The 21,550-nt window shown below is 74.7% G+C and carries 23 protein-coding genes; 11 read left to right on the forward strand and 12 right to left on the reverse strand.

Going from position 1 to position 21,550, the window contains the following annotated elements; all coding sequences use genetic code 11:
• Position 1: 1 nt before the first annotated feature.
• Entirely contained in the window at positions 2–460 is a 459-nt protein-coding gene (locus BF93_RS03850) for a DUF1232 domain-containing protein (RefSeq protein ID WP_051486493.1), read from the forward strand.
• On the opposite strand, the gene BF93_RS03855 is transcribed toward BF93_RS03850, so the two are convergent.
• Both BF93_RS03855 and BF93_RS03860 read right to left on the reverse strand, forming a co-directional pair.
• Entirely contained in the window at positions 439–942 is a 504-nt protein-coding gene (locus BF93_RS03855) for an SRPBCC family protein (RefSeq protein WP_038370745.1), read from the reverse strand. The genes BF93_RS03850 and BF93_RS03855 overlap by 22 nt on opposite strands.
• Positions 939–1,805 (reverse strand): hypothetical protein, encoded by an 867-nt coding sequence (locus BF93_RS03860; RefSeq protein WP_038370746.1) that lies wholly within the window; start codon positions 1,803–1,805, stop codon positions 939–941. Before BF93_RS03860 ends, BF93_RS03855 begins: the two co-directional genes overlap by 4 nt.
• An 88-nt stretch (positions 1,806–1,893) precedes the next feature.
• Here BF93_RS03860 and BF93_RS03865 point away from each other — a divergent pair, with 88 nt between their 5' ends.
• The 3 genes from BF93_RS03865 (at position 1,894) to BF93_RS03875 (ending at position 4,174) form a co-directional block, all read left to right on the forward strand.
• Positions 1,894–2,238 (forward strand): DUF2200 domain-containing protein, encoded by a 345-nt coding sequence (locus BF93_RS03865; protein WP_038370747.1) that lies wholly within the window; start codon positions 1,894–1,896, stop codon positions 2,236–2,238.
• Between the two features lie 203 nt (positions 2,239–2,441).
• Positions 2,442–3,734: an ATP-binding protein gene (locus BF93_RS03870; protein WP_038370748.1), complete on the forward strand. Its 1,293-nt coding sequence runs from the start codon at positions 2,442–2,444 to the stop codon at positions 3,732–3,734.
• 56 nt (positions 3,735–3,790) lie between these two features.
• The gene (locus BF93_RS03875; RefSeq protein ID WP_038370749.1) at positions 3,791–4,174 is read left to right on the forward strand and encodes a VOC family protein; all 384 of its coding nucleotides are present in this window, start codon (positions 3,791–3,793) and stop codon (positions 4,172–4,174) included.
• 22 nt (positions 4,175–4,196) lie between these two features.
• Here BF93_RS03875 and BF93_RS03880 read toward each other — a convergent pair whose 3' ends face one another.
• The 4 genes from BF93_RS03880 to BF93_RS03895 all read right to left on the reverse strand — a co-directional run bounded on the left by BF93_RS03880 (position 4,197) and on the right by BF93_RS03895 (position 7,018).
• Positions 4,197–4,913, reverse strand: a complete 717-nt coding sequence (locus BF93_RS03880) for a helix-turn-helix domain-containing protein (protein ID WP_051486494.1) — start codon at positions 4,911–4,913, stop codon at positions 4,197–4,199.
• 3 nt (positions 4,914–4,916) lie between these two features.
• On the reverse strand, positions 4,917–5,810 hold the full coding sequence (locus BF93_RS03885; protein ID WP_038370751.1) for a nucleoside hydrolase: 894 nt from the start codon (positions 5,808–5,810) through the stop codon (positions 4,917–4,919).
• Between the two features lie 90 nt (positions 5,811–5,900).
• The gene (locus BF93_RS03890; RefSeq protein WP_038370752.1) at positions 5,901–6,485 is read right to left on the reverse strand and encodes a dihydrofolate reductase family protein; all 585 of its coding nucleotides are present in this window, start codon (positions 6,483–6,485) and stop codon (positions 5,901–5,903) included.
• Positions 6,486–6,493: 8 nt separating this feature from the next.
• Positions 6,494–7,018 (reverse strand): DUF1697 domain-containing protein, encoded by a 525-nt coding sequence (locus tag BF93_RS03895; RefSeq protein WP_038370753.1) that lies wholly within the window; start codon positions 7,016–7,018, stop codon positions 6,494–6,496.
• A 48-nt stretch (positions 7,019–7,066) separates the two neighbouring features.
• Between BF93_RS03895 and BF93_RS03900 the strand changes: the two genes are divergently transcribed.
• Positions 7,067–7,876 carry an alpha/beta fold hydrolase gene (locus BF93_RS03900; protein ID WP_038370754.1) on the forward strand — a complete coding sequence of 270 codons (810 nt, stop codon included), beginning with the start codon at positions 7,067–7,069 and terminating at the stop codon, positions 7,874–7,876.
• A gap of 100 nt (positions 7,877–7,976) precedes the next feature.
• Positions 7,977–8,477 carry a DUF6630 family protein gene (locus BF93_RS03905; protein ID WP_038370755.1) on the forward strand — a complete coding sequence of 167 codons (501 nt, stop codon included), beginning with the start codon at positions 7,977–7,979 and terminating at the stop codon, positions 8,475–8,477.
• A gap of 115 nt (positions 8,478–8,592) precedes the next feature.
• Here the strand turns inward: BF93_RS03905 and BF93_RS20180 are convergent, their stop codons facing one another.
• On the reverse strand, positions 8,593–9,567 hold the full coding sequence (locus tag BF93_RS20180) for a phosphotransferase (RefSeq protein ID WP_269518939.1): 975 nt from the start codon (positions 9,565–9,567) through the stop codon (positions 8,593–8,595).
• Between the two features lie 93 nt (positions 9,568–9,660).
• Between BF93_RS20180 and BF93_RS03915 the strand changes: the two genes are divergently transcribed.
• Complete coding sequence (locus tag BF93_RS03915) at positions 9,661–10,347, forward strand: dihydrofolate reductase family protein (protein WP_084148233.1); 687 nt, start codon at positions 9,661–9,663, stop codon at positions 10,345–10,347.
• A gap of 22 nt (positions 10,348–10,369) precedes the next feature.
• Here BF93_RS03915 and BF93_RS03920 read toward each other — a convergent pair whose 3' ends face one another.
• The 4 genes from BF93_RS03920 to BF93_RS03935 all read right to left on the reverse strand — a co-directional run bounded on the left by BF93_RS03920 (position 10,370) and on the right by BF93_RS03935 (position 15,418).
• Positions 10,370–11,800 carry a glycoside hydrolase family 5 protein gene (locus BF93_RS03920; RefSeq protein ID WP_038370757.1) on the reverse strand — a complete coding sequence of 477 codons (1,431 nt, stop codon included), beginning with the start codon at positions 11,798–11,800 and terminating at the stop codon, positions 10,370–10,372.
• Between the two features lie 74 nt (positions 11,801–11,874).
• On the reverse strand, positions 11,875–13,824 hold the full coding sequence (locus BF93_RS03925) for an anthranilate synthase family protein (protein WP_038371059.1): 1,950 nt from the start codon (positions 13,822–13,824) through the stop codon (positions 11,875–11,877).
• Between the two features lie 177 nt (positions 13,825–14,001).
• Entirely contained in the window at positions 14,002–14,562 is a 561-nt protein-coding gene (locus BF93_RS03930) for a DinB family protein (protein ID WP_038370759.1), read from the reverse strand.
• A 58-nt stretch (positions 14,563–14,620) separates the two neighbouring features.
• Positions 14,621–15,418: an alpha/beta fold hydrolase gene (locus BF93_RS03935; protein WP_038370760.1), complete on the reverse strand. Its 798-nt coding sequence runs from the start codon at positions 15,416–15,418 to the stop codon at positions 14,621–14,623.
• A gap of 52 nt (positions 15,419–15,470) precedes the next feature.
• Here BF93_RS03935 and BF93_RS03940 point away from each other — a divergent pair, with 52 nt between their 5' ends.
• The 4 genes from BF93_RS03940 (at position 15,471) to BF93_RS03955 (ending at position 20,524) form a co-directional block, all read left to right on the forward strand.
• Entirely contained in the window at positions 15,471–17,258 is a 1,788-nt protein-coding gene (locus tag BF93_RS03940; RefSeq protein ID WP_038370762.1) for a GNAT family N-acetyltransferase, read from the forward strand.
• Between the two features lie 98 nt (positions 17,259–17,356).
• Complete coding sequence (locus BF93_RS03945; protein WP_232226184.1) at positions 17,357–18,385, forward strand: tripartite tricarboxylate transporter substrate binding protein; 1,029 nt, start codon at positions 17,357–17,359, stop codon at positions 18,383–18,385.
• Positions 18,382–18,981, forward strand: coding sequence for a tripartite tricarboxylate transporter TctB family protein (locus BF93_RS03950; RefSeq protein WP_084148235.1), 600 nt, complete (start codon positions 18,382–18,384; stop codon positions 18,979–18,981). Before BF93_RS03945 ends, BF93_RS03950 begins: the two co-directional genes overlap by 4 nt.
• 1 nt (position 18,982) lies before the next feature.
• Positions 18,983–20,524, forward strand: coding sequence for a tripartite tricarboxylate transporter permease (locus tag BF93_RS03955; RefSeq protein WP_051486495.1), 1,542 nt, complete (start codon positions 18,983–18,985; stop codon positions 20,522–20,524).
• Positions 20,525–20,607: 83 nt separating this feature from the next.
• On the opposite strand, the gene BF93_RS03960 is transcribed toward BF93_RS03955, so the two are convergent.
• The gene (locus BF93_RS03960) at positions 20,608–21,435 is read right to left on the reverse strand and encodes an alpha/beta fold hydrolase (protein WP_038370763.1); all 828 of its coding nucleotides are present in this window, start codon (positions 21,433–21,435) and stop codon (positions 20,608–20,610) included.
• Positions 21,436–21,550: the final 115 nt, after the last annotated feature.

Raw genomic sequence — 21,550 nt, forward strand, 5'->3', positions numbered from 1 at the left:
GATGACCGGATCGACCTGGGCGGATCTCGCCCTCGGCACCCTGGCCGCGCTGCTGCTGGCATGGCTGGTCCTGCTCGGCGCCCTGTGGGCCGTGCGACCGCGCGGTGACCTGCTGCGCGAGGCCCTGCGGATCCTGCCGGACGTGCTGCGGCTGATCCGCCGCCTCGCGGCCGATGCCTCCCTGCCGCGGGGCGTGCGGATCCGCCTGGGACTGCTGCTGGCCTATCTGGCGCTGCCCGTCGATCTCGTGCCCGATGTGATCCCCGTGCTCGGCTACGCCGATGACGCGATCGTGGTCGCCGTGGTCCTGCGGGGCGTGGTGCGCCGCGCCGGGCTCGAGGCGGTGCGGGCGCACTGGCCCGGCACGGAGGACGGCTTCGCGGCCCTCGTGCTGATCACCGGGATCGGGCGCGCGCAGGCCCGGGACGGGGAGGGGCCTCAGCGGGCGAGCGCGTCGTAGTGGTCCTTCAGCGCCGGGTAGTAGTCGTCCCAGTCCACTCCGGCCGCGTCCTCGCCGGCGAGGGCGCACTCCAGCCGGTCGAGGTAGTACTCCCAGCCGGGGCCGACGCTCCCGGCCGGCTCCGCCCCGAGGACCTGCGCGAACAGCAGTCGTGTCCCGCCGCCGTCCTCGCTCAGGGCGACGCGCAGATGCCAGGCGTCCTCGCCCACGCTGGTGTCGATCGAGAACGTGCGCGGCGGGGTGCATTCGGTGATGACGCACTCCTCGGGCGGGACGTCCCCGCCCTCGGCGGTCATGACGAAGGTGACGCGCCCGCTCGAAGGGTCGCCCTCGAGGCGGCCGATCCACGGCTCGAGGCCGGCCGAGGTCGTCAGCGCCGCCCAGACGCGGTCGATGCCGGCGGTGAGGTCGCGGCGGATCTGCAGCTCGCGTCCGCCCGGCGCGTCGACGACGGTGCCGCGGGGCTCGGGGGTCGCATTCATGGGGTCCTCCTCGTCGGGTGTGCTGACGAGGACTCTTCCAGGCCATGGCGCGGCGCGCCAGGGGCGGCGGCGCCGTTCCCGTCGGCGGCCCGGCGAGCATCCGCCCGGGCGATCTTCTCGCGCAGGGCGGCGCGATCCACGGCGGACCAGGGGCCGGAGCCGGCCAGCGGGATCTCCGTCATGTAGCGGCGCTCCGGCTCGGGGATGCGCGCGACCAGCTGATCCGGGTCGTGCTCGGCCGTGGCATAGAGGTCCGGGCCGCCGGCGAAGTAGGGATCGATGAGCACCGGCGTCCCGCTCGCGGTGCGCATGACGTTGGCGGGGTTGTCGTCCAGCGGGCCGCACCAGGGGAGCTCGCGCCGGGCCTCCGCATGGATCCGCGCGACAGCACGGGCCAGCTCCGCGAGCGCCGCGGGATCCGGGGCCCTCCCGTGAGCAGGGTCCGTACCGGGGTCAGGGCCCGCGCCGGGATCCGTCGGCGCCTGCCGATGCTGGGGCCGCTCGGCTCCTGCCGAGGCGGCCGACGCGACCGCCAGGCGCCGATGGAACGCTGCGGCATCGGACGCCGGCACCTCCGTCAGGCGTTCGAGGATCTGCAGGTCGCCGCCTCCGGCCAGGCGCCGATGCGCCAGCAGGCGGGGCACCAGCCCGGTCCCGGCCGCCTCGCGGTACAGGCGGGCCGTGTACGGGCCCACAGGATCGAAGGGGCTGACCCGGGCGACGACCTCGGCTCCGGGCGCGGCCAGGGCGATCGCCCAGTCCCCTTCGCCGCAGGGCGTCCATCCCTGCTCGCGCAGGAGGCGGCCGACCTCGCGGTGCGTCGCCTCCGCGGGCAGGAGGTCGAGGACGGGATGCGAGGACATGACGGGGAGCCTACGGCGCGCCCCTCCCCGGCCTCCAGCGGTTTCCGGGGCGGCCGCCGGCGCTGCGGGCGGTGCTACTCTCCCGCGCATGAACCAGCGCCTGTTCGCCATGCCCTTCGGCTCGATCTACCCGCTCTACGTCCAGAAGGTCCAGCGGAAGGGGCGCACGAGCGCCGAGCTCGACGAGGTCCTCACCTGGCTGACCGGCTACGACGCCTCCGATCTGGAGCGGCACATCGCAGCCGGGACGACACTGGAGGACTTCTTCGCCCAGGCCCGCCTGACCCCGAACGCCTCCCTGATCACCGGCGTCATCTGCGGGCACCGGGTGGAGGACATCGAGGATCCGCTGATGCAGAAGATCCGCTGGATGGACAAGGTCGTCGACGAGCTCGCCCGCGGCAAGGCCGTCGAGAAGATCCAGCGGTCCTGACGACCGGGCCGGCTCGCTCCGGCCCGAGGACCACCTCCGCTGCCGCACCGGCGCCGGCACGCTCCCGATCGGCGGTGCGCTGGCGCCCCGAGCACGAGGGCTGTACCGTGCGGTGATCATCATGTGACCGGGGTCACGTACGTCGGCTCAGGTCGCGGGCGCCCGGGCGTCGAGGGCGATGCAAGGACGGAGTTGAGGGGCGAATGTCGAAGGCGACCATCCGCGAGTTCCGCAGCGAGGACCTGGGCCGCATCGTGACCCTGTGGGACGCCACGCAGGTCCCCGGTCGCGAGCCCGTCTACGGGCTCTCCGAGGTGCTGGCCTCCTGCCACGCCGATGAAGCGGTCGTGGCCGTCGGCGAGGACGAGGACGTGCTGCTGGGGGCGGCGGTCGGTCGGGCGGCCCACGAGCAGGGCTGGATCGTCTATCTCGGGATCCTGCCCGAGCATCGGAGCCAGGACCTGGGCGGGCGACTGCTGGACGCCCTCGAGCGGCGCCTGGCCGCCCACGGGATCGGCACCCTGTGCAGCCTGGTGCCCTCGCACCAGCCGGAGGCCCTGGCCGTCTTCACCGACAGCGGCTTCGCCCTCGAGCACGAGCTGCGCTACGCCGAGCGGCGCATCCCCGTGCAGGGCCGCGACATCGCCCTGCTGCGCGATCTCGGCGGCCGGATCCTGCCGCGCGGGCACTGGGACGCCGTCGGCGGGATGCAGAAGGAGAAGGAGCTCCTCGAGCGCCGCCTGGTGATGCCGCTGGCCCGGCCCGAGCTGGCCGAGCGCTACGGCGTCGTGCCGCCGCGGGCCGTGGTCCTGTTCGGCCCGCCCGGCACCGGCAAGACGACCTTCGCCAAGGCCGTGGCCTCGAAGCTCGGCTGGCCCTTCGTCGAGGTGTTCCCCTCCCGGCTGGGCGGCGATCCGGCGGGTCTGGCCGCTGCGCTGCGCGAGACCTTCTCCCGCATCGCCGAGCTCGAGAAGGCGGTCATCTTCATCGACGAGGTCGAGGAGATCGCCGCGCACCGCAAGGGCGACCCGCCCTCGCCGCTGCAGGGCGTGACCAACGAGCTGCTGAAGATCATCCCCGACGTGCGCGAGCAGAGCGACCGTCTGCTGATCTGCGCGACCAACTTCATCCGCTCCCTGGACTCGGCGCTGCTGCGCCACGGCCGCTTCGACTACGTGCTGCCCATCGGCCTGCCCGATGATGCGGCCCGCGAGGCGATCTGGAGCCGGTACCTGCCCGGCGAGGTCGCCACCGCCGTCGACGTCCCCGCCCTGGTCGCCGCGAGCGCCGGGCTCACCCCGGCCGACATCGAGCATGCGGCGCGCCGCGCCGCCCAGGGCGCCTTCGAGCGCGCCGCCCTGGACGAGGACGGGACGGAGCATCGGGCGCTGGCGACGGAGGACTACCTGCAGGCGCTGCGCTCCATCCGGCCGACGGTCAGCGAGGAGGTCGTCGCCGACTTCCTCGAGGACATCGACGCCCTCGGGAGGATGTGAGCCGATGGCCGATCCGTCCATGACGGCGTCGGGACGAGCGGCGTAGCGTCGCCGCCATGACGACCCTCTCCGCCGTGTCCATCGTGACCGCAGACATGTCCCGTGCCCTCGACTTCTACACCGCCCTCGGTCTCGTCCTCGAGTCCGGCGGGCCCGACCAGCCGCACAGCGACCTCGGCGGCGCCGGGATCCGGGTCATGCTGGACACCGAGGAGGTCATCCGCTCCATCGACCCGCAGTGGCGCCGCCCCGAGGGAGGACCCGCCGTGACCCTGGCCTTCGGCTGCGGGTCCCCGCAGGAGGTCGACGCGACCGCCGCGTCCCTCGCCGCCGACGGCGCGCCGGTGGTGCGTGCGCCATGGGATGCGTTCTGGGGGCAGCGCTACGCCGTCGTCGCCGATCCCGACGGCAACCCGGTGGATCTGTTCGCCGCGCTCTGAGCTCGCCCCGCCGCAGACGCCGTCAGGACGGGGTCATGAGATCCCGTTCGTCGCGCCACAGGTGCGAGGCGTCGGCGTACCCTGCCCGCGCGGCGGCATCGGCCCGAGAGGCCCCGGCCTCCAGGTCCGCGGCCGCGCGCCGGTATCGCAGCACGCGCGCCAGATGCTTGGGCCCGTACCCGTACCAGCGGGCCGCGTCCCGGCGCAGCTGACGGGTCGAGCGGCCCGCCTCCTCCGCGACCTGCGCCACGTCGAGCCCGGAGCCGAGCGCGCGGGCCACCCGCAGCGGCCGCGGATCCAGCCGTCCCGCCCGTGCGCACAGCGCCGCGGCGATCGCCGTCACGGACGGGAGGTCGGACGCACCGGTCCCGTCGCCCCGCACGGCCCCGGCGACGGGACCGGGATCGCCGGGTCCGCGCCGCCCCGCCGCGTCGAGCAGGCGGGCGACATCGCGCCGGCCGAGCACCTCGGCCAGCGGCACCTGCCGGTCCGCCAGGGCGTCGGCATCCACCCCCAGCAGCTGGGGCAGCACTCCCGGATCGAAGCGCACCCCGGTGGTGAGCGTCCCCGCCGTGCCCCGGTGGACGCGGGCCCGTGCATCGGCGCCGACCACGACCAGGCGCCCGTGCAGGGAGATCACGTCCATGCACCCGTCGGGGCCGATGAGGCTGCTGGCCCCAGCCGCGGCATTCCACCATGCGACGGCGGGCAGACCGGGGAGCCGGGTCTCGGCGTGCATCGCTCAGACGCCCGGCTGCGCGGCCGCGGACCGGCGCAGCTTGGCGAAGAAGTCCTCCAGCAGGTACCGGGCGTCGTACATCTCGCACACCCGCACCGTGTGCCCCGCGCCCGGCAGCAGCGCGCCCTCGGCGGAGAACAGGGGAGCGGGGCGGGTGCGGAACAGCCCGCCCAGGGGGTTGAGCATGAGGCCGACGGCGGGGGAGTCCCCGAGAGCGCGATGCTCGATGGGGCCGTCCTGGACGGTCTCGTTGAACTCCTTGAGCTGCCGCACGAGGTAGGCGCCGAGCTCTCCGCAGGGCGCGACCTTCTCGTCCAGCTCCGCATATCCGACCGAGGACATGACATACGCCGTCCGGGGCACCTGCCAGATGCGGATCCCCGAGCGGAAGACGACGTTCGCGGCGGCGACGTCGTTCCTCAGGTTGAACTCGGTCCCCTCGCCGGGCTCGCGGACCTCGTAGCCCGGCCCGCCGATCCAGATCACCGTCGTGTCCGTCTCCACGAGCGCGGGGTCCAGCAGCAGGGCGGCGGCCATGTCGGTGAGCGGGCCGAGGAAGGCGATCTGCAGCGGCCCGGCGTCCGCGCGCCGTGCCTCCTCGATGATGAGCCGGGCCCCGGGGGAGTCGACGGGCGTGTCCTCGTCGGGCAGGGCCTCGGCGGCGCCGTTCTCCGCCCGCACGTCGTCGCGGCCCATCATGCCCAGCAGCAGGTCGATCTCGGCGCGGGAGTCGAGCATGCTGGTCGCCGACCGCTGCGTGCCGAAGTGCGCGGCGATGATGCCGCGCACGTCCAGGGTCTCGGAGAGCAGGGCGTGGACGATGGCGAACTGGTCGTCCGCCTCGTTCTTGGCATCGGTGTCGATGATGACGCGGCGGGTGCGCGGGGTGCGGGACATCGGTGTCCTCCAGGAGGTCGGGATGCAGGTGATCGACCGGTTGACCACCACGCTACCAAGCTGCTCTCCGGGGGTCCCGGCCGCGCGGGGTCAGCCGTGGCGCGTCGGGCGGTAGCGGAGCTCCTGGATGCGGCCGTCCAGGGTGCGGGCGCCCAGCAGCTCGAGGTCGAAGTCCTCGGCGCCGGCGAGGATCGGCGCGGTGCCGGTGCGGCCGCTGATCACGGGGAACACGGTCACCTGCAGCACGTCCACGAGACCGGCGGCGAGCAGGGCCCGGTTCAGGGCGAGGCTGCCGTGGGAGCGCAGCGGCACCGCGGAGGTCTCCTTCAGGGCGCCGATGATCTCCCCGGCGTCCCCGCGCACCAGGCGCGCATCGGGCCAGTCCAGCGGATCCTCGAGGGTCGAGGAGACGACCGTGGTGGGCAGGAACCTCATGCGCGTGTTGACCGGGTCGTCGGCCTCCGATGCGCGGGTCAGGCCGCCCAGGAACCTCTGGAACATGCGGAAGGTCGATGCCCCGAGCACCAGGTGCGAGGCCTCGGCGTACTGCGCGGCGCGATGCGCGAGGAACTCGGGGCCCTGCTTGCCCCAGTAGCCGCCCCAGTCGCCGCCCGGCCCGAAGGAGCCGAAGCCGTCCAGGGTGCACAGCACGTCCCAGGTGTACGTCGCGGTCATGGCGGGCCTCAGAGCAGTCGGCGCAGCGTGGTGATGTTGCGGGTGGTCGTCGTCGCTTTGAACCGGGCGGCCGCGATCTTCTTCGCGAAGGGCTCGGTGGTGCTGGCGCCCTTCCGGCAGCGCCAGTAGACGACGCCCTCGCCTCCGGTGACCGGGTCCTCGGATCCCGCGCAGTCCAGGACGTCGGCCCGCGCCTGCGCGGTGGAGGCGAAGACGACATAGGCGTGATGCTCGGGGTCCTCCGCGAAGGGGTAGCCCTCCACGATGCCCGCGAGCTCGTCGTGAGGGAGCAGCACGATCCAGGCCTCGTAGCCGAAGCGCTCGCCGAGGGCCGCCTCGATGCGCTCCTTGAGCGCTGCGGCCGCCGCAGGGTCGTCGCCATCGACGTCCGCGGTGAAGTCGACGTTCCCGGTGGCCAGGACGGTGCGCACGTCCTCGAACCCGAGCTCGCGGAACAGCGCGGCGAGCTCGGCGCTGCGGATGCTCGCCCCGCCGACGTTGATCCCGCGCAGCAGGGCTACCCAGCGTGACATGCCCCGACGCTAGCACCGGCGCGGCGGGCCCGCGATAGCCTCGCGCATATGTCCTTCCCCTTCGTGCTCCCCGCGCCGCATGCGGTGCGCCGCGGCTCCGGCCTGCCGCTGCTCATGATCCACGGCAACGGGGTGGACCATCGCCTGCTGCTGCCGCTGGACGAGGCGCTCGCCGCTGCCGGCGCCCTCGAGCGCATCTACCTGGATCTCCCCGGTTTCGGGCGGACGGCCCCGCTGGACGGCCCGGGCGGGCTGCCCGAGATCGCCGACTGGCTCGAGGAGGCGGCCGCGGAGCTCATCGGCGAGGCGCCCTTCGCGGTGCTCGGCAACTCGATGGGCGGGCTGCTGGCCCGGGAGCTCGCCGCCCGCCACCGCGAGCGCTGCGCCGGGATCGCGCTGCTCGCGCCCGCGGTCGACCCGGTCCGCGAGCACCGCCGCCTGCCCCCGCGCACCGTGCTGCGCACCGACCCGGAGCTGCTGGCCGCCCTGGACGCGGCCGATGCCGCGGACTACGCGGAGATGGCGGTCGAGCAGTCCGAAGCCGGCTGGGAGCGCTTCGCCGCGGCCGCGCTGCCCGGCATCCGCGCCGCGGATCCCGGCGCCGGCGAGGGCCTCGGGGCCCGCTACGCCCTGCCCGGACTGCCCGATGACCGTCTCGCCGGGATCGAGGTGCCCGTGCTCGTGGTCGCCGGGCGGCAGGACCATGTCGTCGGCTTCGAGGACCAGCAGGACCTCGCCGCACGCTTCCCGCACGCGAGCAGCGCCGTGCTGGACCGCGCCGGCCACAACGTCCACCTCGATCAGCCGGAGCAGGTCGCGGCGATGCTGCGCGCCTGGGCGGGGCAGCTCCTCGCCTGAGGGCGCACGCCGCGGCCCTCGGGCCCTGCCGCCCTGCCTGGTCCGGCGGGTTCTGCCGGACCGCGCCCCTGGTGGCAAGCGCCTCCCGTACACTCCCGCCATGACGACGACGTCCTGGACCGATCTGGCACAGCTCCTCTCCGACCGCCCAGAGGTGGCGACCTCCACGGCGCTCGCCGCCGAGGATCAGGCCGGCTACTTCGACCGGAACCGGCAGCCGCTGCTGGATCGGGGGATCGACCGGGCCGACGGGGTCACCACGGCCATCGCCCTCGTGGACGCCCTCGCGGAGACCGGGGAGCTGGCCTACCTGGACGAGACGGCCGATGCCGAGACCGTCGCCGCGGCCCTCGGCGCCCTCGCCCCGGTGCGGGAGTCCGGGGTCGACCTCTCCTCGGTCGCGGAGCTGGACGTCAGGCTCGAACCGGCCCTCGGCGCCGCGAACCTGCTGCTCACCGAGGCGGGGCTGTACGTCCTGATCCTCGAGGAGGATGTCGACGAGTACCCGCTGGTGGTGGTGCCCACCGCCCGGGTGAGCGAGATCCTCGAGGCGGCCGGCCGGGCCGGCGCGGGGATCCGCGTCCCCGTCGCGCCGAACTGACCCCGGGCTCCGCCCGCTCCGTCCTCCGTCGGGGGAGGGCGCCGGCCGCGGGGTGCCGGCATTCCTCGCGCGTTCCCGGCAGCGCCTGCGCGGCCCGGTCCCGCGCCGGCGACGCTCAGCGCACCAGCTCCTCGGCCGATGCCAGCAGCCGGCCCAGCGTCGTCCGTCCCAGCTCCGCCATCGGCGGGTTGGTCTCGCGGTAGTACCAGACCAGGCCCATGGCCTGGGCGAAGGCCCAGGCGGCGCCGCGCAGCCAGTCGAGCTCCGGCACGTCCAGCCGCTCCCGCAGCGCCTCGCGCGCGGGGCCGTCCAGCAGATGCCAGGCGGCCACCAGGTCCAGGGCCGGATCGGCCGGGCCGAAGCCGCCGGCATCGAGCACTCCCACCAGGCGGCCCCCGCCCATCAGCAGGTTGCCGGGGATGAGGTCCCTGTGGCTCATGACGTCGGCGCTCTCGTGCGGCAGCGTGCGCCACCGCTCCCACAGCGCGGCCAGCTCCTCCACCGGCAGCAGGCCGCGGCTGTTCTCCAGGCAGGTGCGCATCCAGGCGTCGTGGTCGGGCAGCTCGCCGCCGCGTCCTCCGCCCGCGAAGCGTCGACCGCGGGTGGGCACCTCCCGCAGCGTGCCGAGGAGATCGGCGAGCTGCTCGGCGACGGGCACGGAGCCCGCGACGGAGGTCGGGGTCGCGACCTCGCCCTCGACCCAGGTCTGCAGGGAGAACGGCAGGGGGAACCCGGCGTCGCCCTCGCCGATCGCCACCGGGAGCGGCGCGGGCACGGGGCATGCGGCCGCGAACTCCGCCATCGCCGCGTGCTCGGCGACCAGGGCGGCGCGCACGGCGTCCGGGTCCTCGCCCGTCATCGGGAAGCGGGCCACCAGGTCGGTGCCGACCCGCAGCACGTAGCTCGTGGTGCCCGCCCCGGGCAGGGCGAGGACCTCCGCCGCGGGCGGGCGGCCCGCCTGCTCGAGGGCGCGGCCGATGAGCCGGCGCGCATCGGCCTGGGCCAGCGGGACCTGCGCCGCGTGCATCGTCGTCGTGCCCTGCGTGCTCGTGCCCTGCGTGCTCGTTCCGTCCCTCGTGCCCGTGGTCATGGCGGGAGACTACGGGGGCCGCGCGAGCACGTCACGGGGATTCCCTGCGCGCGGGCCGCGCAGTAGCGTGGTGGCCCTCGCGAGGAGGCGACCATGTCCGAGACCGGAGCATCCGCAGCAACGACCCCCGATCCGTCCCCGAGCATCCCGGGGCAGGGCCCGCCGCCCGGGCCCGGCGGCCAGGAGCTGCTGGTGGACTTCATCCTCTCCCTGGACGGCTGCGCCGCGGCGGAGGGCTGGCCCGGCTGGTGGGGTCTGCAGAGCCCCGAGTACCTCGACTGGCTGGGCCGGGAGCCCGAACGCATCCAGCTGATGGGCGCGACCACCTACCGCATGATGTCCGAGATGGCGCAGCAGGCCGAGTCCCTGGACGTCTCCGCGGAGGAGAAGGCGAGCTTCGCGCACATGGCCGAGGTGGAGAAGATCGTCTTCTCCTCCACCATCACGCCCCCGCTGACGTGGCCGAACTCGCGGCTGATCAGCACCGATGCGGCCGAGGCCGTGCGTGAGCTGAAGCGCACCGCGTCCCGGCCGCTGACGACCGTCGGCAGCATCCGGCTGAGCCATTCCCTGCTGCGCGCCGGGCTCGTGGACCGCTTCCGCATCATCCTGTTCCCGGTCATCACCGGGCGCACCGGGCTCGAGCGGATCTGGGAGCGCTTCGAGGACTTCACCCTCGAGCTGATCGGGACGCGCACCTTCGAGGGCGGGCTGCAGCTGCTCGAGTACGCGCCCACGCCGCTGGACGCCCCGCCGGGCACGGCCTGGCAGCGCCCCTGAGCGCGTCGGGCCGGCGCCCCGGTCACAGGACTCGCAGGCGGTGCTCCCCGGGCCGCGGCGTGATGAGCACCCGCGCGCCCTCGCGCAGGATCGAGGCCCGCGCGCCGTCGACGACGAGCTCGACGTCCTGCTCCTCGGGCACCCAGAACTCGGTGGGCGCCGGGCCCTCCGCCCCGTCCCAGGCCGCCTTCCAGCCGCCGCCCGCGGAGGACTCCGCGCGCAGCCCGCGGCCGGTGACCGCGACGGCCCGGGGCCGGCGCAGGTGCCGGGCCGCCTCGCTCCCGGGGAAGGACGCGTCGAAGGACCAGTAGAACCAGCTCCACGCCCAGCGGTCGAAGAGGTCCAGCTGGTGCTGGATGTGGGCCCCGATGCCGGCGAGATCCCCGAGCCCGCCCCATTCCCCGACGATCACCGGGACCCCGAGCCCCGCGGCGGTCTCCGCGGCGCGGGTGAGGATCGTCGTCACCCGGCGATCGCTGGGCGCGGACATGGCCTCGGTGTCCACCACGAGGTCGTAGCCGTGGGGCGAGTACGCCCACGCCCCGCCGTCCAGCGGCGGGATCGCGGCGGGGACGCCGAGGTTGCCGGGATACGAGTGCTCGCGCAGGATCAGCGCCCCGGGCCGATGCTCCCGGATCGCGGCGGCGGCCTGCCGGAAGAGGTCATGGACGGGGCCCTGCTCGAAGGGCGCGAGCAGCGGCGCGGCGGCATCGGCCACCGCCCGGTGCAGCGACTCGTCCTCGAGCCGCGCCAGCTGCGCGAGACGCGCCGCCGGGTCGGAGAGGTCCGCGGCGACCTGCTCCGGGGCCTGGCCGGTGCGCTCGGCGAGCGCCCCAAGGATCGCCTGCTGCACCTCGACCATGAGGGCGCCGGGGGCGGGCTCGTTGAGCACGTCGTAGCCGATCACCGCCGGATGGCCGCCCAGGCGCCGGGCCAGCTCGCCCCACATCGCGGTGAAGCGGGTGCGGATGCCCATCCCGTCCGGCCCGGGGGCATCGGCCCAGAACGCGTCCAGCGCCTCCTGCACGGCGGCGGAGGAGACGTAGGCGTCGCTCCACAGGTCGCTGGGGGTGAAGGGCTGCGCGGTGAGCGTCGCCCAGGCCGGCGCGCCGTCGCCGAAGGACTGGGAGTACAGGTCCTGATGGGCATCGAGCACCACCGCCAGCCCGGCGCGGTGCAGGCGGTCCAGCATGTCCTCGAGCCAGGCCAGGTGCCCGGTGTCGTAGCGCCCGGGCTCCGGCTCCACCGCCGCCCAGATCACGCCCAGGCGCACCGCGTCCAGCCCCGACCGGGCCAGGCCCGCGAGGTCCTCGTCGGACCAGTCGCCGCGGAACGCGGTGCCCGGCACTCCGGCCTGGCCGCGCGGCCCCTTGGCGACGAGGTTGATCCCGTGGAGGATCCGCTGCCGTCCGTGCTCGTCGACCAGGGTCGTCCCGTCGGTCCTCAGCTGCATCGCCTGCTCCGCTCGTTCGGGGCGGCCGCGGCGCCATCGCCGGGCCTTCCCCCGAACCTAGCAGCGACGGGCCCTCACCGGGTCCCGGCGAGGGCATGTGCCGTCAGCGCCTCCAGGACGGCGATCCCGTCGCGGGAGAGCACGGACTCCAGGTGCCCCTGGACCGAGGCGAAGCCCTCCCCGCGCAGGGCGTGGACGATCCCGGTGCCGGGATCGGCGGCGACCTCGGCCGCGAGCGGGCGCAGGGAGCCGGGCGCCTGCGCGGCCAGCTGCGCGGTGCCCGGGGCGACGCGGGCGGCGAAGGTGTTGTAGAAGCCGATCCGCGCCGGGCCGATGCCCGCGAACAGGTCCACCGTGCGGGGCACGCCCTGGTGCGGCGCCGGCAGCGGGGCGAGCTCGAGGCCCAGCTCCTGGCACAGCAGCTGGTGGCTGAGGCACACCGCCAGCAGCGGCTGCGACCGCTCCAGCCGGGCCCGGATCAGCGCGCGCAGGGTCGCCATCCGCGCCGAGGCGGGATCGCGCGGGTCCCCGGGGCCGGGCCCGGCGACCAGCAGCTGCGCGGCCGCGGCCCGCTCCGGCGTCACCGCGTCCCAGGGGAGGACCTCGGCCTGCACGCCGAGATGGCGCAGCTGGTGGGCGAGCATCGTGGTGAAGCGGTCCTCCGCGTCGACGATCAGGGCCTCGGCGCCGGCCAGCGGGCCGGGCGCGGCGGACTGCGGCTCCAGCCAGAACCGGGCCAGGGTCGCGTTGCGGGAGGCCAGCAGCTCGCCGATGCCGGGATCGGCGGCCAGATCGGGGGCCCCGCCGGCCGCCCCGGTGCGGGCGGGCAGCGCGCCGATGGCGCCGAGCACCCCGGCGGACTTCGCAAGGGTCTCGGCGACTTCCCCGTCCGGGTCGGAATGCCGCACGAGCGTCGCGCCGACGGGGACCCGCAGCCGGCCGTCCTCGAGATAGGCGGTGCGGATGAGGATGGGCGCGTCCAGCGCGTGCCCGCCCGCGCCGTCGGGGGTGAACAGGGCCGCCACCCCGGAGTAGTAGCCGCGCGGGCCCGCCTCGTGCCGGCCGATGACGGTGCACGCGTTCTGCATGGGGGAGCCGGTGACGGTGGGCGCGAACATCGTCTCGCGCAGCACGTCGCGGGGATCCAGGGCACTGCGGCCGCGCAGCATGTACTCGGTGTGGGTGAGGCGGGACATCTGCTTCAGGTGCGGGCCGGTGATGCGACCGCCGTCGGAGCAGACGGCGCTCATCATCTTCATCTCCTCGTCGACCACCATGAACAGCTCCTCCGTCTCCTTCGTGGAGGCGAGGAACTCGGCCAGGGCCTCCCGCGTCGGCGGGGCCTCGCCGTGGCGGAAGGTGCCGGAGATCGGGTTCATGAGCACCTCGCCGTCGCGGGCGACGACATGCGCCTCCGGGCTCGCGCCCACCAGGATCCGGTCGCCGGCGACGATCGCGAAGGTCCAGTACGCGCCGCGCTCGCGCTCCAGCAGCGCCCGGAACCAGGCCAGCGCCGCCGTGCGGGCCCCGGCGGCATCGGCCGCCCCCTCGACGTCGGCGAGGTAGTCGCGGCGGATCACGAAGTTCGCGCCCTCGCCCCGGCCGATCTCCTCCTCGATGACGGTGCGCACCACCTCGGCGTACCGGGCGTCGGAGACGTCGAAGGCGCCGCCGTGCAGGGCGGGGACGCGGTCCGGGAGGGCGGCGAGCAGCTGCTCGCGGGCGAGCTCGGCGCGGTCCTCGACGAGCAGGCAGCGCAGGGGGGAGTCCTCGGCGGGCACGTCGTAGCCGCGCTCGCGGATCTGCTGGTAGGGGACCAGGGCGAGGACCTCGCGGGGCACTCCGTCCTCGTCCAGGGGGATGTCGGCGAGCGCCTCGACGTCGCGGAGGCTCCCGCGCAGCAGCTCGATATCGGCCGGGTCGTGCCCGCCGCGGCGGTGCGGCCGCTCGGGGCGGGAGAGCAGGGCGAAGGGCTCGTCGGAGGCGACGAGCGCGGCGAGCAGGGCGGCCGGGTCGGCGGTCACGGGGGTCACGGGCTTCTCCTGGGATGTGCCCGGGACGGCCCACCGGCTCCACGACTGCGAAGACCGCCCCGGAAGGCGGTCTGGTTCGTGCGTACGAGAACAGGGCCGCCTAGGAGGCGGGCCACCAGCTGAGGGTCTCGTGCATCGGGAGCATGGCAGGAGGGTACACCCCCGCGCTCACTGCCCGACGCGGCCGTCCACGCACTCGCGCAGCAGGTCCGCGTGCCCGCAGTGGCGCGCGTACTCCTCGATGAGGTGGACCCGGATCTCGCGCACCGTGCCGTGCGCGCCGACGGCCGCGCCGAGGTCGTGGTCGTGGCGGGAGAGGGCGGCATCGGTCGCGGCCTGCTCGCGGGCCAGGGCCTCGCGGGCCTCGGCGACCACGGCGTCGTCGGCGATCGCGCCGTCGAAGTCCCCGTCGGGATCGCCGTACAGGCTGGGGCGGGCATGCTCGGGATCCAGCCAGCTCTGCCAGTCCCGCTCGACCTCCGCGAGGTGCCGCAGCAGCCCCAGCAGCGACATGGTCGAGGGAGGCACGGAGCGGCGGGCGAGCTGCTCGGAGTCCAGGCCCTCGCACTTCATGAGCAGGGTCGCGCGATAGTCGCGCAGGTACTCCTGCAGGGTCGCCAGCTCGCCCTCCGGCGCGGGGCCGTCGCTGCTGCGGGGGTCCTCGTCCGGGTCGACCCACATGTCGGGGTGCACGGTCGCCTTCGTCCATCGCTGCGTGAGCTCGTCCATGCGCTGATCGTCCCCCGTCCTCGCGCGATGCGCCAGGCGTTTTCCCCGGCCCGCGCGATCAGGGCACCGGGCGCACGGCCGCCCGGGCCCGGGCGACGTCCTCGGCCAGCAGGCGCGGCCAGGTCCGGACGTCCGCGGGGGTCCGCGCGACGCGCAGCTCCGCGTGCGGCAGCAGGCGGGCCAGCTCCTGCGCGGTCGTCAGCGGATGCGAGGGGTCCTCCTCCCAGGCGAGGATCCGCACCGGCACCGTGATCGCGGCGATCCGCGCCGGATCGGGCAGGTCGCTGTCCCCGGCGCCGCGCAGCACCGACGGCAGCAGCTCCGGCGGGATCTCCGGGGTGGCGTCGGCCGGGGGGACGGCCGCGGGCGGCTGCGGGGCCATGGCCCCCGCGGCGACGAACGCGCCCACCCCGCGCGCCTCGACCAGGGCGGCGGAGGCCCGGTAGGCCGCGGCCCGTGCCGTGCGCGTCGCCCACGCGGTCGGCGGGATCATCAGGGTCAGCGAGGAGAAGCGCCCGGGGTCGGCCACCGCCGCATGCAGCAGCGTGCCGCTGCCCATCGAGGGCCCGGCGCCGTGCACCCGCTCGCCGGGGAAGTGCTCCTCCAGCAGCGCCAGCAGGTCCTCCGCGAGGACCTCCCAGCGGTAGTCCCCGGGCTCCGGCCGGCCCGTGGAGCGGCCGTGCCCGCGGGCGTCGTAGCGCAGCAGACGGGTGCCGGACAGGCCCCGCCCCAGGTCCAGGTCGATCTCCCGCTCCCGGGCGCGGCTCGAGGTGAGCCCGTGCAGCTGGACGACGGGGTGGCCGCCCTCGTCGCTGAGCTCGGTGTCGAGCTCGGCATGCGGGACACGGAATCGCATCGGCGCCCGCCTCCGTTCCTCGGGTCGCGGTGAGGACGCTAGGTTAGCGCGCATGCGCCTGACCAACGTCTCGCACCTGCGGCTGCCCTTCGGGCGCCTGATCGGCTACGACGTGGCCGTCGGCACCCCGGGGCGGCCCCTGCCGGTCTCCTTCGACCAGCAGCGCCACGTCGGCGCCGGGGACCGCCCCGGCTCCTGGATGGCCCTGTCCGTCGCGCTGCCGCGGCGGGTGGAGCGGGAGGACCTCGCCGCGGCGTGGCTGTCGGTGATCGCCCGCCACGGCACGCTGCGCTCGGTGTTCTCTCCCGCCCCCGAGGGGCGGGCCGATGCCGCCCCGCTGCTGCACGAGCTGGAGATCGGCCCGGGCGCCTGGCGCGAGCATGCCATCGGCCCCGGGCAGGCGGTCGAGGAGGCGCTGCGCCAGGTGCTCGATGCGCACTGCCGGCCCTTCGCCCGCCCCGCGCACCGCCTGTGCGCCCTCGAGACGGCCGATGCCACCACCGTGGTGATCGGCGTGGACCACGCCCACGTGGACATGTGGTCGATGCTCGTGATCGGCCGGGACCTGCTGGCCCGGCTCGCCGCGCGCGGCGCCGCGCCCGCGCCCCAGGAGCTGCCGGAGCCGGTGCCGTCCTTCGCCGAGCACACCGCGCAGCTCGCCGGCCGGCCCCCGGCGCCCGCGGAGGTCCGCCGGCGCTGGGCGGAGGTCCTCGCCGCCAGCGGCGAGGTCATGCCCCGCTTCCCGCTGCCGCTGGGGGAGGCGGCCTCCCAGCCCGAGCGGGTCGAGGTGCGCGATGTGCTCGACGCCGACGACAGCGCCGCCTTCGCCGCGGAGGCCCGCGCGAGCGGCGCCTCCACGCTGGCGCTGACGGTCTCGGCGATGACCGAGGTGACCCGGGAGCTGGCCGATGCGCCGCTGCGTGCCGTGTTCCCGGTGCACAGCCGCCACGAGGCCCGATGGCACGACTCGGTGGGCTGGTTCATCACCAACTCCGTGCTCGAGTCGACCGACCCGGCGCCGACGGCGTGCGCCGCGGCGATCACGGAGGCGATCCGGCTGGGGTCCTGGCCGCTGGCCGAGGTGCTCGAGCCCTGGGGCGGCATGCCCGAGGCGCCCGGCATGTTCGCGATCTCCTGGCTGGACCTGCGGCGCCTGCCGGTGCGCTTCGACTCGGCGGGGCTCGGCGCCCAGTACGTGAGCGCCGCGATCCGCACCGACGGCGTGATGCTGTGGTTCATCCTCGACGACGCCGGCCTGCACCTGCGCTGCCGCTATCCCGACACGCCGCAGGCGCGCGACGGGGTCGGGAGCTGGCTCGACGCGCTGGTCGCCCGGATGCGCCGGCGCGCCCGGGAGTCCGCGGGGGACGTGCTGCGGTGCGGCGGGCGCAGCTACCGCATCCAGCGGGCCGCCCGGGAGGACGTGCCCGCGATCCGGGCCCTGCTGGTCGATGACGAGATCGGCCGCACCCGCGAGGGCGGGGATGACGCCGCCGAGTACGAGGCCGCCTACGACCGCGTCGCCCAGGACCGCGCCCACTATCTCGCGGTGGTCCGCGACGAGGCCGGGGCCGTGGTGGGCACCATGCAGCTGACGATCCTGCCGGGGCTCTCCCGCCAGGGCAGCGCCCGCCTGCAGATCGAGGCCGTCCGCGTCGCCCGCTCCGAGCGCTCCCGCGGACTGGGCTCGGCGATGTTCGCCTGGGCCCACGAGCACGGCCGTGCCCGCGGCGCCCGCCTCGCGCAGCTGACGACCGACCTCGGCCGCGAGGAGGCGAGGGCGTTCTACGCCCGGCTCGGCTACGTGGAGTCGCATGCGGGGCTGAAACGGCCCCTGTGAGGCGTTAGGGTGACGGCACCGATCCCGCCCCACCTCGGCACCGTCGCCCTGGGCCTCCTGCAGGCATGCCCCGGTGCCCGCACGACAGGAGGACGCCGTTGTCCGACACCCGTCACCCGCCCGGCTCCGAGCCTGAAGGCCCGCGGCCGCCGCGCCGGACCGCCCTGACCGCGATCGGCCTGGCGGTCTCCGCCGGTGCCATCGGCACCGCCGCCTACGGCTCCATCACCTCCGCCTCCGGAGGCGGCGACCTGCGGTCCTCCCTCACGATCATCGCCCCGGCCGCCGCCGGCGGCGGCTGGGACACCTGCGCCCGAGAGATGCAGGCCACCCAGCGCGCCGGCGGCATCGTGAACAACACGCAGGTCCTGAACATCCCCGGCGCAGGCGGCACCATCGCGCTCGGCAACCTCGCCGGGCTCGCCGGCCGCCCGGAGACGATCATGGTCGGCGGCACCGGGCAGCTCGCCGCGACCATCCAGTACGACTCCTCGGTCGTCCTCGAGGACGTCACGCCCCTGGCGACCATCGTCGCCGAGATCGGCGTCGTCGTCGTCAAGGCCGATGCCCCCTACGAGAGCCTCGAGGACCTCGCCGCGGCGTGGCGGGAGGACCCCGCCGCCATCCCGTGGACCGGCGGCGGCTCCTTCGACCAGCTCGTGGTGACCTCCCTCGCGATCGCCGCCGGCGTCGACCCGGTCGAGATGACCTACATCTCCTCCGACGGCGGCGGCGAGGCGATCCAGGCGATCCTCAACGGCACCGCCGTGGCCGCCACCGGCGGCTATCCCGACAACAAGGACCTCATCGAGTCCGGCCGCTTCAAGTCCCTCGCCGTCGTGGCCGACGCCCCGGTCGAGGGCATCGACATGCCCACCACCGTCGAGCAGGGCTTCGACGTGACCCTGACCAACTGGCGCTCCCTGCATGCCCCGCCCGGCATCACCGAGGAGGATCGCGCGGAGCTCGTCGCGATCATCCAGGAGACCGTCGCGGCCCCCGAGTGGCAGGAAGCCGTCGAGCGCTACAGCTGGATGCGCGCCGAGCGCTACGGCGAGGAGCTGGACGCCTTCCTCGCCGCCCAGGCGGAGGAGATCGCCGGACTGTACGAGGAGATGGGCGCATGACGCAGAACCCGACCCCGACCGACCCGGAGGCCACCGTGGAGACCGCCGCGGAGGACGAGGCTCCCCGCCTGAGCGGGCCCGGCGTCCTCGCCGAGCTCGCCATGCCCGCGCTGCTGGCCGCCTTCACGATCTATCTCGTGGTGGGCCTGGCGACCATGCGCATCCCCGAGGGCACCGATTTCCCCGGCCCCCGCTTCGTGCCCGGCATCATCGCCGCCGCCATCGGCATCCTCGTGATCGCGCAGGTGGTCCTCGTGCTGCGGCGGCACACGCCGCTGGCCGCGGACCGCCGCATCCCGGCGGGCCGCGACGACCTCGAGGGCATCGCCGGCACCGTCACCCGCCGCGCCGGGCTGGACTGGCCCTCGTTCGCGTGGGCCGTCGGCGGCTTCCTCGTGTTCTCGCTGCTGCTGGAGGTGCTGGGCTGGGTGCTCGGCGCCGCCCTGCTGTTCTGGTGCGTGGCGAGGGCCTTCGGCTCCCGCCGCGTGCTCCTGGACGTGGTGGCGGGGCTGACGCTGTCCTCCCTGGCGTACATCGCCTTCGACATGATCCTGGGCCTCTCGCTGCCCTCCGGCATCCTCGGATGGGGGTTCTGACATGGATGTGCTCTCCTCCCTGATCGGCGGCTTCGGCGACGTCCTGCACCCGATCAACCTGCTGTGGGTGCTCATCGGCTGCCTGCTGGGCACGGCCGTCGGCGTGATGCCGGGCCTCGGCTCCTCGATGGCCGTGGCCCTGCTGCTGCCGGTCACCTTCGCCCTCGAGCCGACGGCCGCGTTCATCATGTTCGCCGGCATCTACTTCGGCGGCCTGTTCGGCGACTCGACCATGGCGATCCTCATGAACACGCCCGGCCAGGCCTCCGCGATCGCCTCGACCTTCGAGGGCCATGCCATGGCCCGCGCGGGCCGCGCCCCGCAGGCCCTGGCCACCGCCGCCATCGGCGCCTTCGTGGGCGGCTTCGTCGCGAGCATCATCATGGTGTTCCTGACGCCGTGGCTGGCCGCGTTCTCCTCGAGCTTCGGCCCGGCGGAGTACTTCGCCCTGGCCCTGTTCGCCTTCATCTCCACCAGCTCGATGCTCGCCGACTCCGCGATCAAGGGGCTGCTGTCCCTGTCGCTGGGCCTGGGCATCTCGGTGATCGGCATCGACGGGGTCAGCGGCGCCCCGCGCTTCACGATGGGCAGCGCGCTGCTGTTCGACGGGATCAGCCTGGTCGTGGTGACCGTCGCGATGCTCGCCCTCGCCGAGGTCATCTACGTCGCCTGCCGCGAGCGCTTCGACCCGACCGTCCGGCCGATCCGTCCCTCGGGCCGCCCCTGGCTGAGCCGGCAGGAGGTGAAGGAGGCCGCACCGGCCTGGGCCCGCGGCACCGCCATCGGCCTGCCCTTCGGCGTGATCCCCGCGGGCGGCTCCGAGCTGCCCACCTTCCTGGCCTTCGGCCTGGAGAAGCGGCTGGACGGCAAGCGCAGGCCGCCGCGCTTCGGCACCGGCGCGATCCGGGGCCTGGCGGCCCCGGAGGCCGCGGGCAACGCCACCACCGGCATGTCGATGGGCGCGCTGCTGGCCCTGGGCCTGCCGGTCTCGGCGACGGCCGCGATCATGCTCGCCGCCTTCCGCCAGTACGGGATCCAGCCCGGACCGCTCATGTTCGAGCGCTCGGGGGACCTGGCCTGGACGCTCATCGCGAGCTTCTTCGTCGCGATGATCGTGCTGCTGGTGATCAACATGCCCTTCGCGGCGCTGTGGGCGAAGCTGCTGCTGATCCCCAAGCCGTACCTCTACGCCGGCATCAGCGTGTTCTGCGGGCTGGGCATCTACGCCACCAGCTCCTCGGTCGCGGATCTGCTGATCCTGCTGGGGATCGCCCTGGTGGGCTTCGTGATGCGCGTGGCGGACTACCCGCTGGCCCCGCTGATCATCGGCATGGTGCTGGGTCCGCTGGCCGAGACCAGCCTGCGCGATGCCCTGATGAGCGCCGCCGGGAACCCGCTGACCCTCGTGGACGGGCCCATCGTCACCCTCATCTACCTGCTCATGGTGGCAGCCATCGCCTTCACGATCATCACCCGGGTGCGCGATCACCGCGCCGCCCGGCATGACGCGAACCGCGCCGCGAGCGACCAGATCATCCTCTGACCGGCGACGCTCGGCGCCCCGGGAACCCTCAGGGTCCCGGGGCGCCGCCGTGCGGAGCCCGGCCGGGTCGGCGCCGGGCCGGGTCAGCGCCGGGCGGGGGAGAGCTCAGCGACCTTGCGCACGGCCCCGGCCACCGCCGCGAAGTCCCTGCGCAGGATCGCGCCGTGGTCGCTGGAGACCTTCGCGCTCAGGGCGATGCGCGGGTTGCGGGCGATCGCCGCGTCCAGGCTCTCGCGGATGCGCTCCTGCTCATCGGCCCGGCTTCCCAGGGAGGAGCCGGAGGCGACCACGAACCGGGTGGGCACGGCGAGGGCGTCGAGCACCGGGCCGAGGGCGCTCTCGCGGGAGAGCTCGCCCAGCTCGATGTTGCTGTCGGCCATCTGGTCGGCGCTCATCCGCGGGGTGAGCCCGGTGAGGCGCATCGGCACGGTGATCGGGCGCATGCGGCGGAACATGGTGCGGATCCGTCGCGCCATCGCCTCGTCCAGCCAGTCGTGGGGGAAGGCCCCGTCCACGAGCACGGCGCCGAGCGCCCGGTCCGGGTGGCGGTGCGCCCAGTGCGCCGCGACGACCGCCCCGTAGGACCAGCCGACCACGATCGCGCGCCGCACTCCGCGGGCCGCGAGCACGGCGTCGACGTCGCGCAGGGCGGCCTCGAAGGAGTAGTCCGAGGAGGTCCGCGACCGACGCCCGCGGGCGCGCCCGTCGAAGGTGATGTGCCGCCAGGACGGGCCCAGCTCCGCGATGACGCGGCGCCAGTACCCCTGCGTCGCGAACTGCCCGTTGAGGTAGAGCACCGGGAGGCCGGGGCCGCCGCTGTCGGTCACGGCCAGCGCCGTGTCGTCGACCTCGACCATGCCTCGCCAGCGCGGGGCCGAGGGGGATGCATGTGCTGCTGCGTCGCGGGTCATGTCCGCTCCTTCCGTCGATGTTTCATGCAGGAGAAACGCTACGTAGCGTTCGAGGGTCCGGCAACGGGTGTTCTGCGCCGAAGCGACCAAAAAGCCAGGTGATAAGGGTTAAAGC

The sequence above is a fragment of the Brachybacterium phenoliresistens genome, assembly GCF_000576425.1.
GTDB lineage: Bacteria > Actinomycetota > Actinomycetes > Actinomycetales > Dermabacteraceae > Brachybacterium > Brachybacterium phenoliresistens.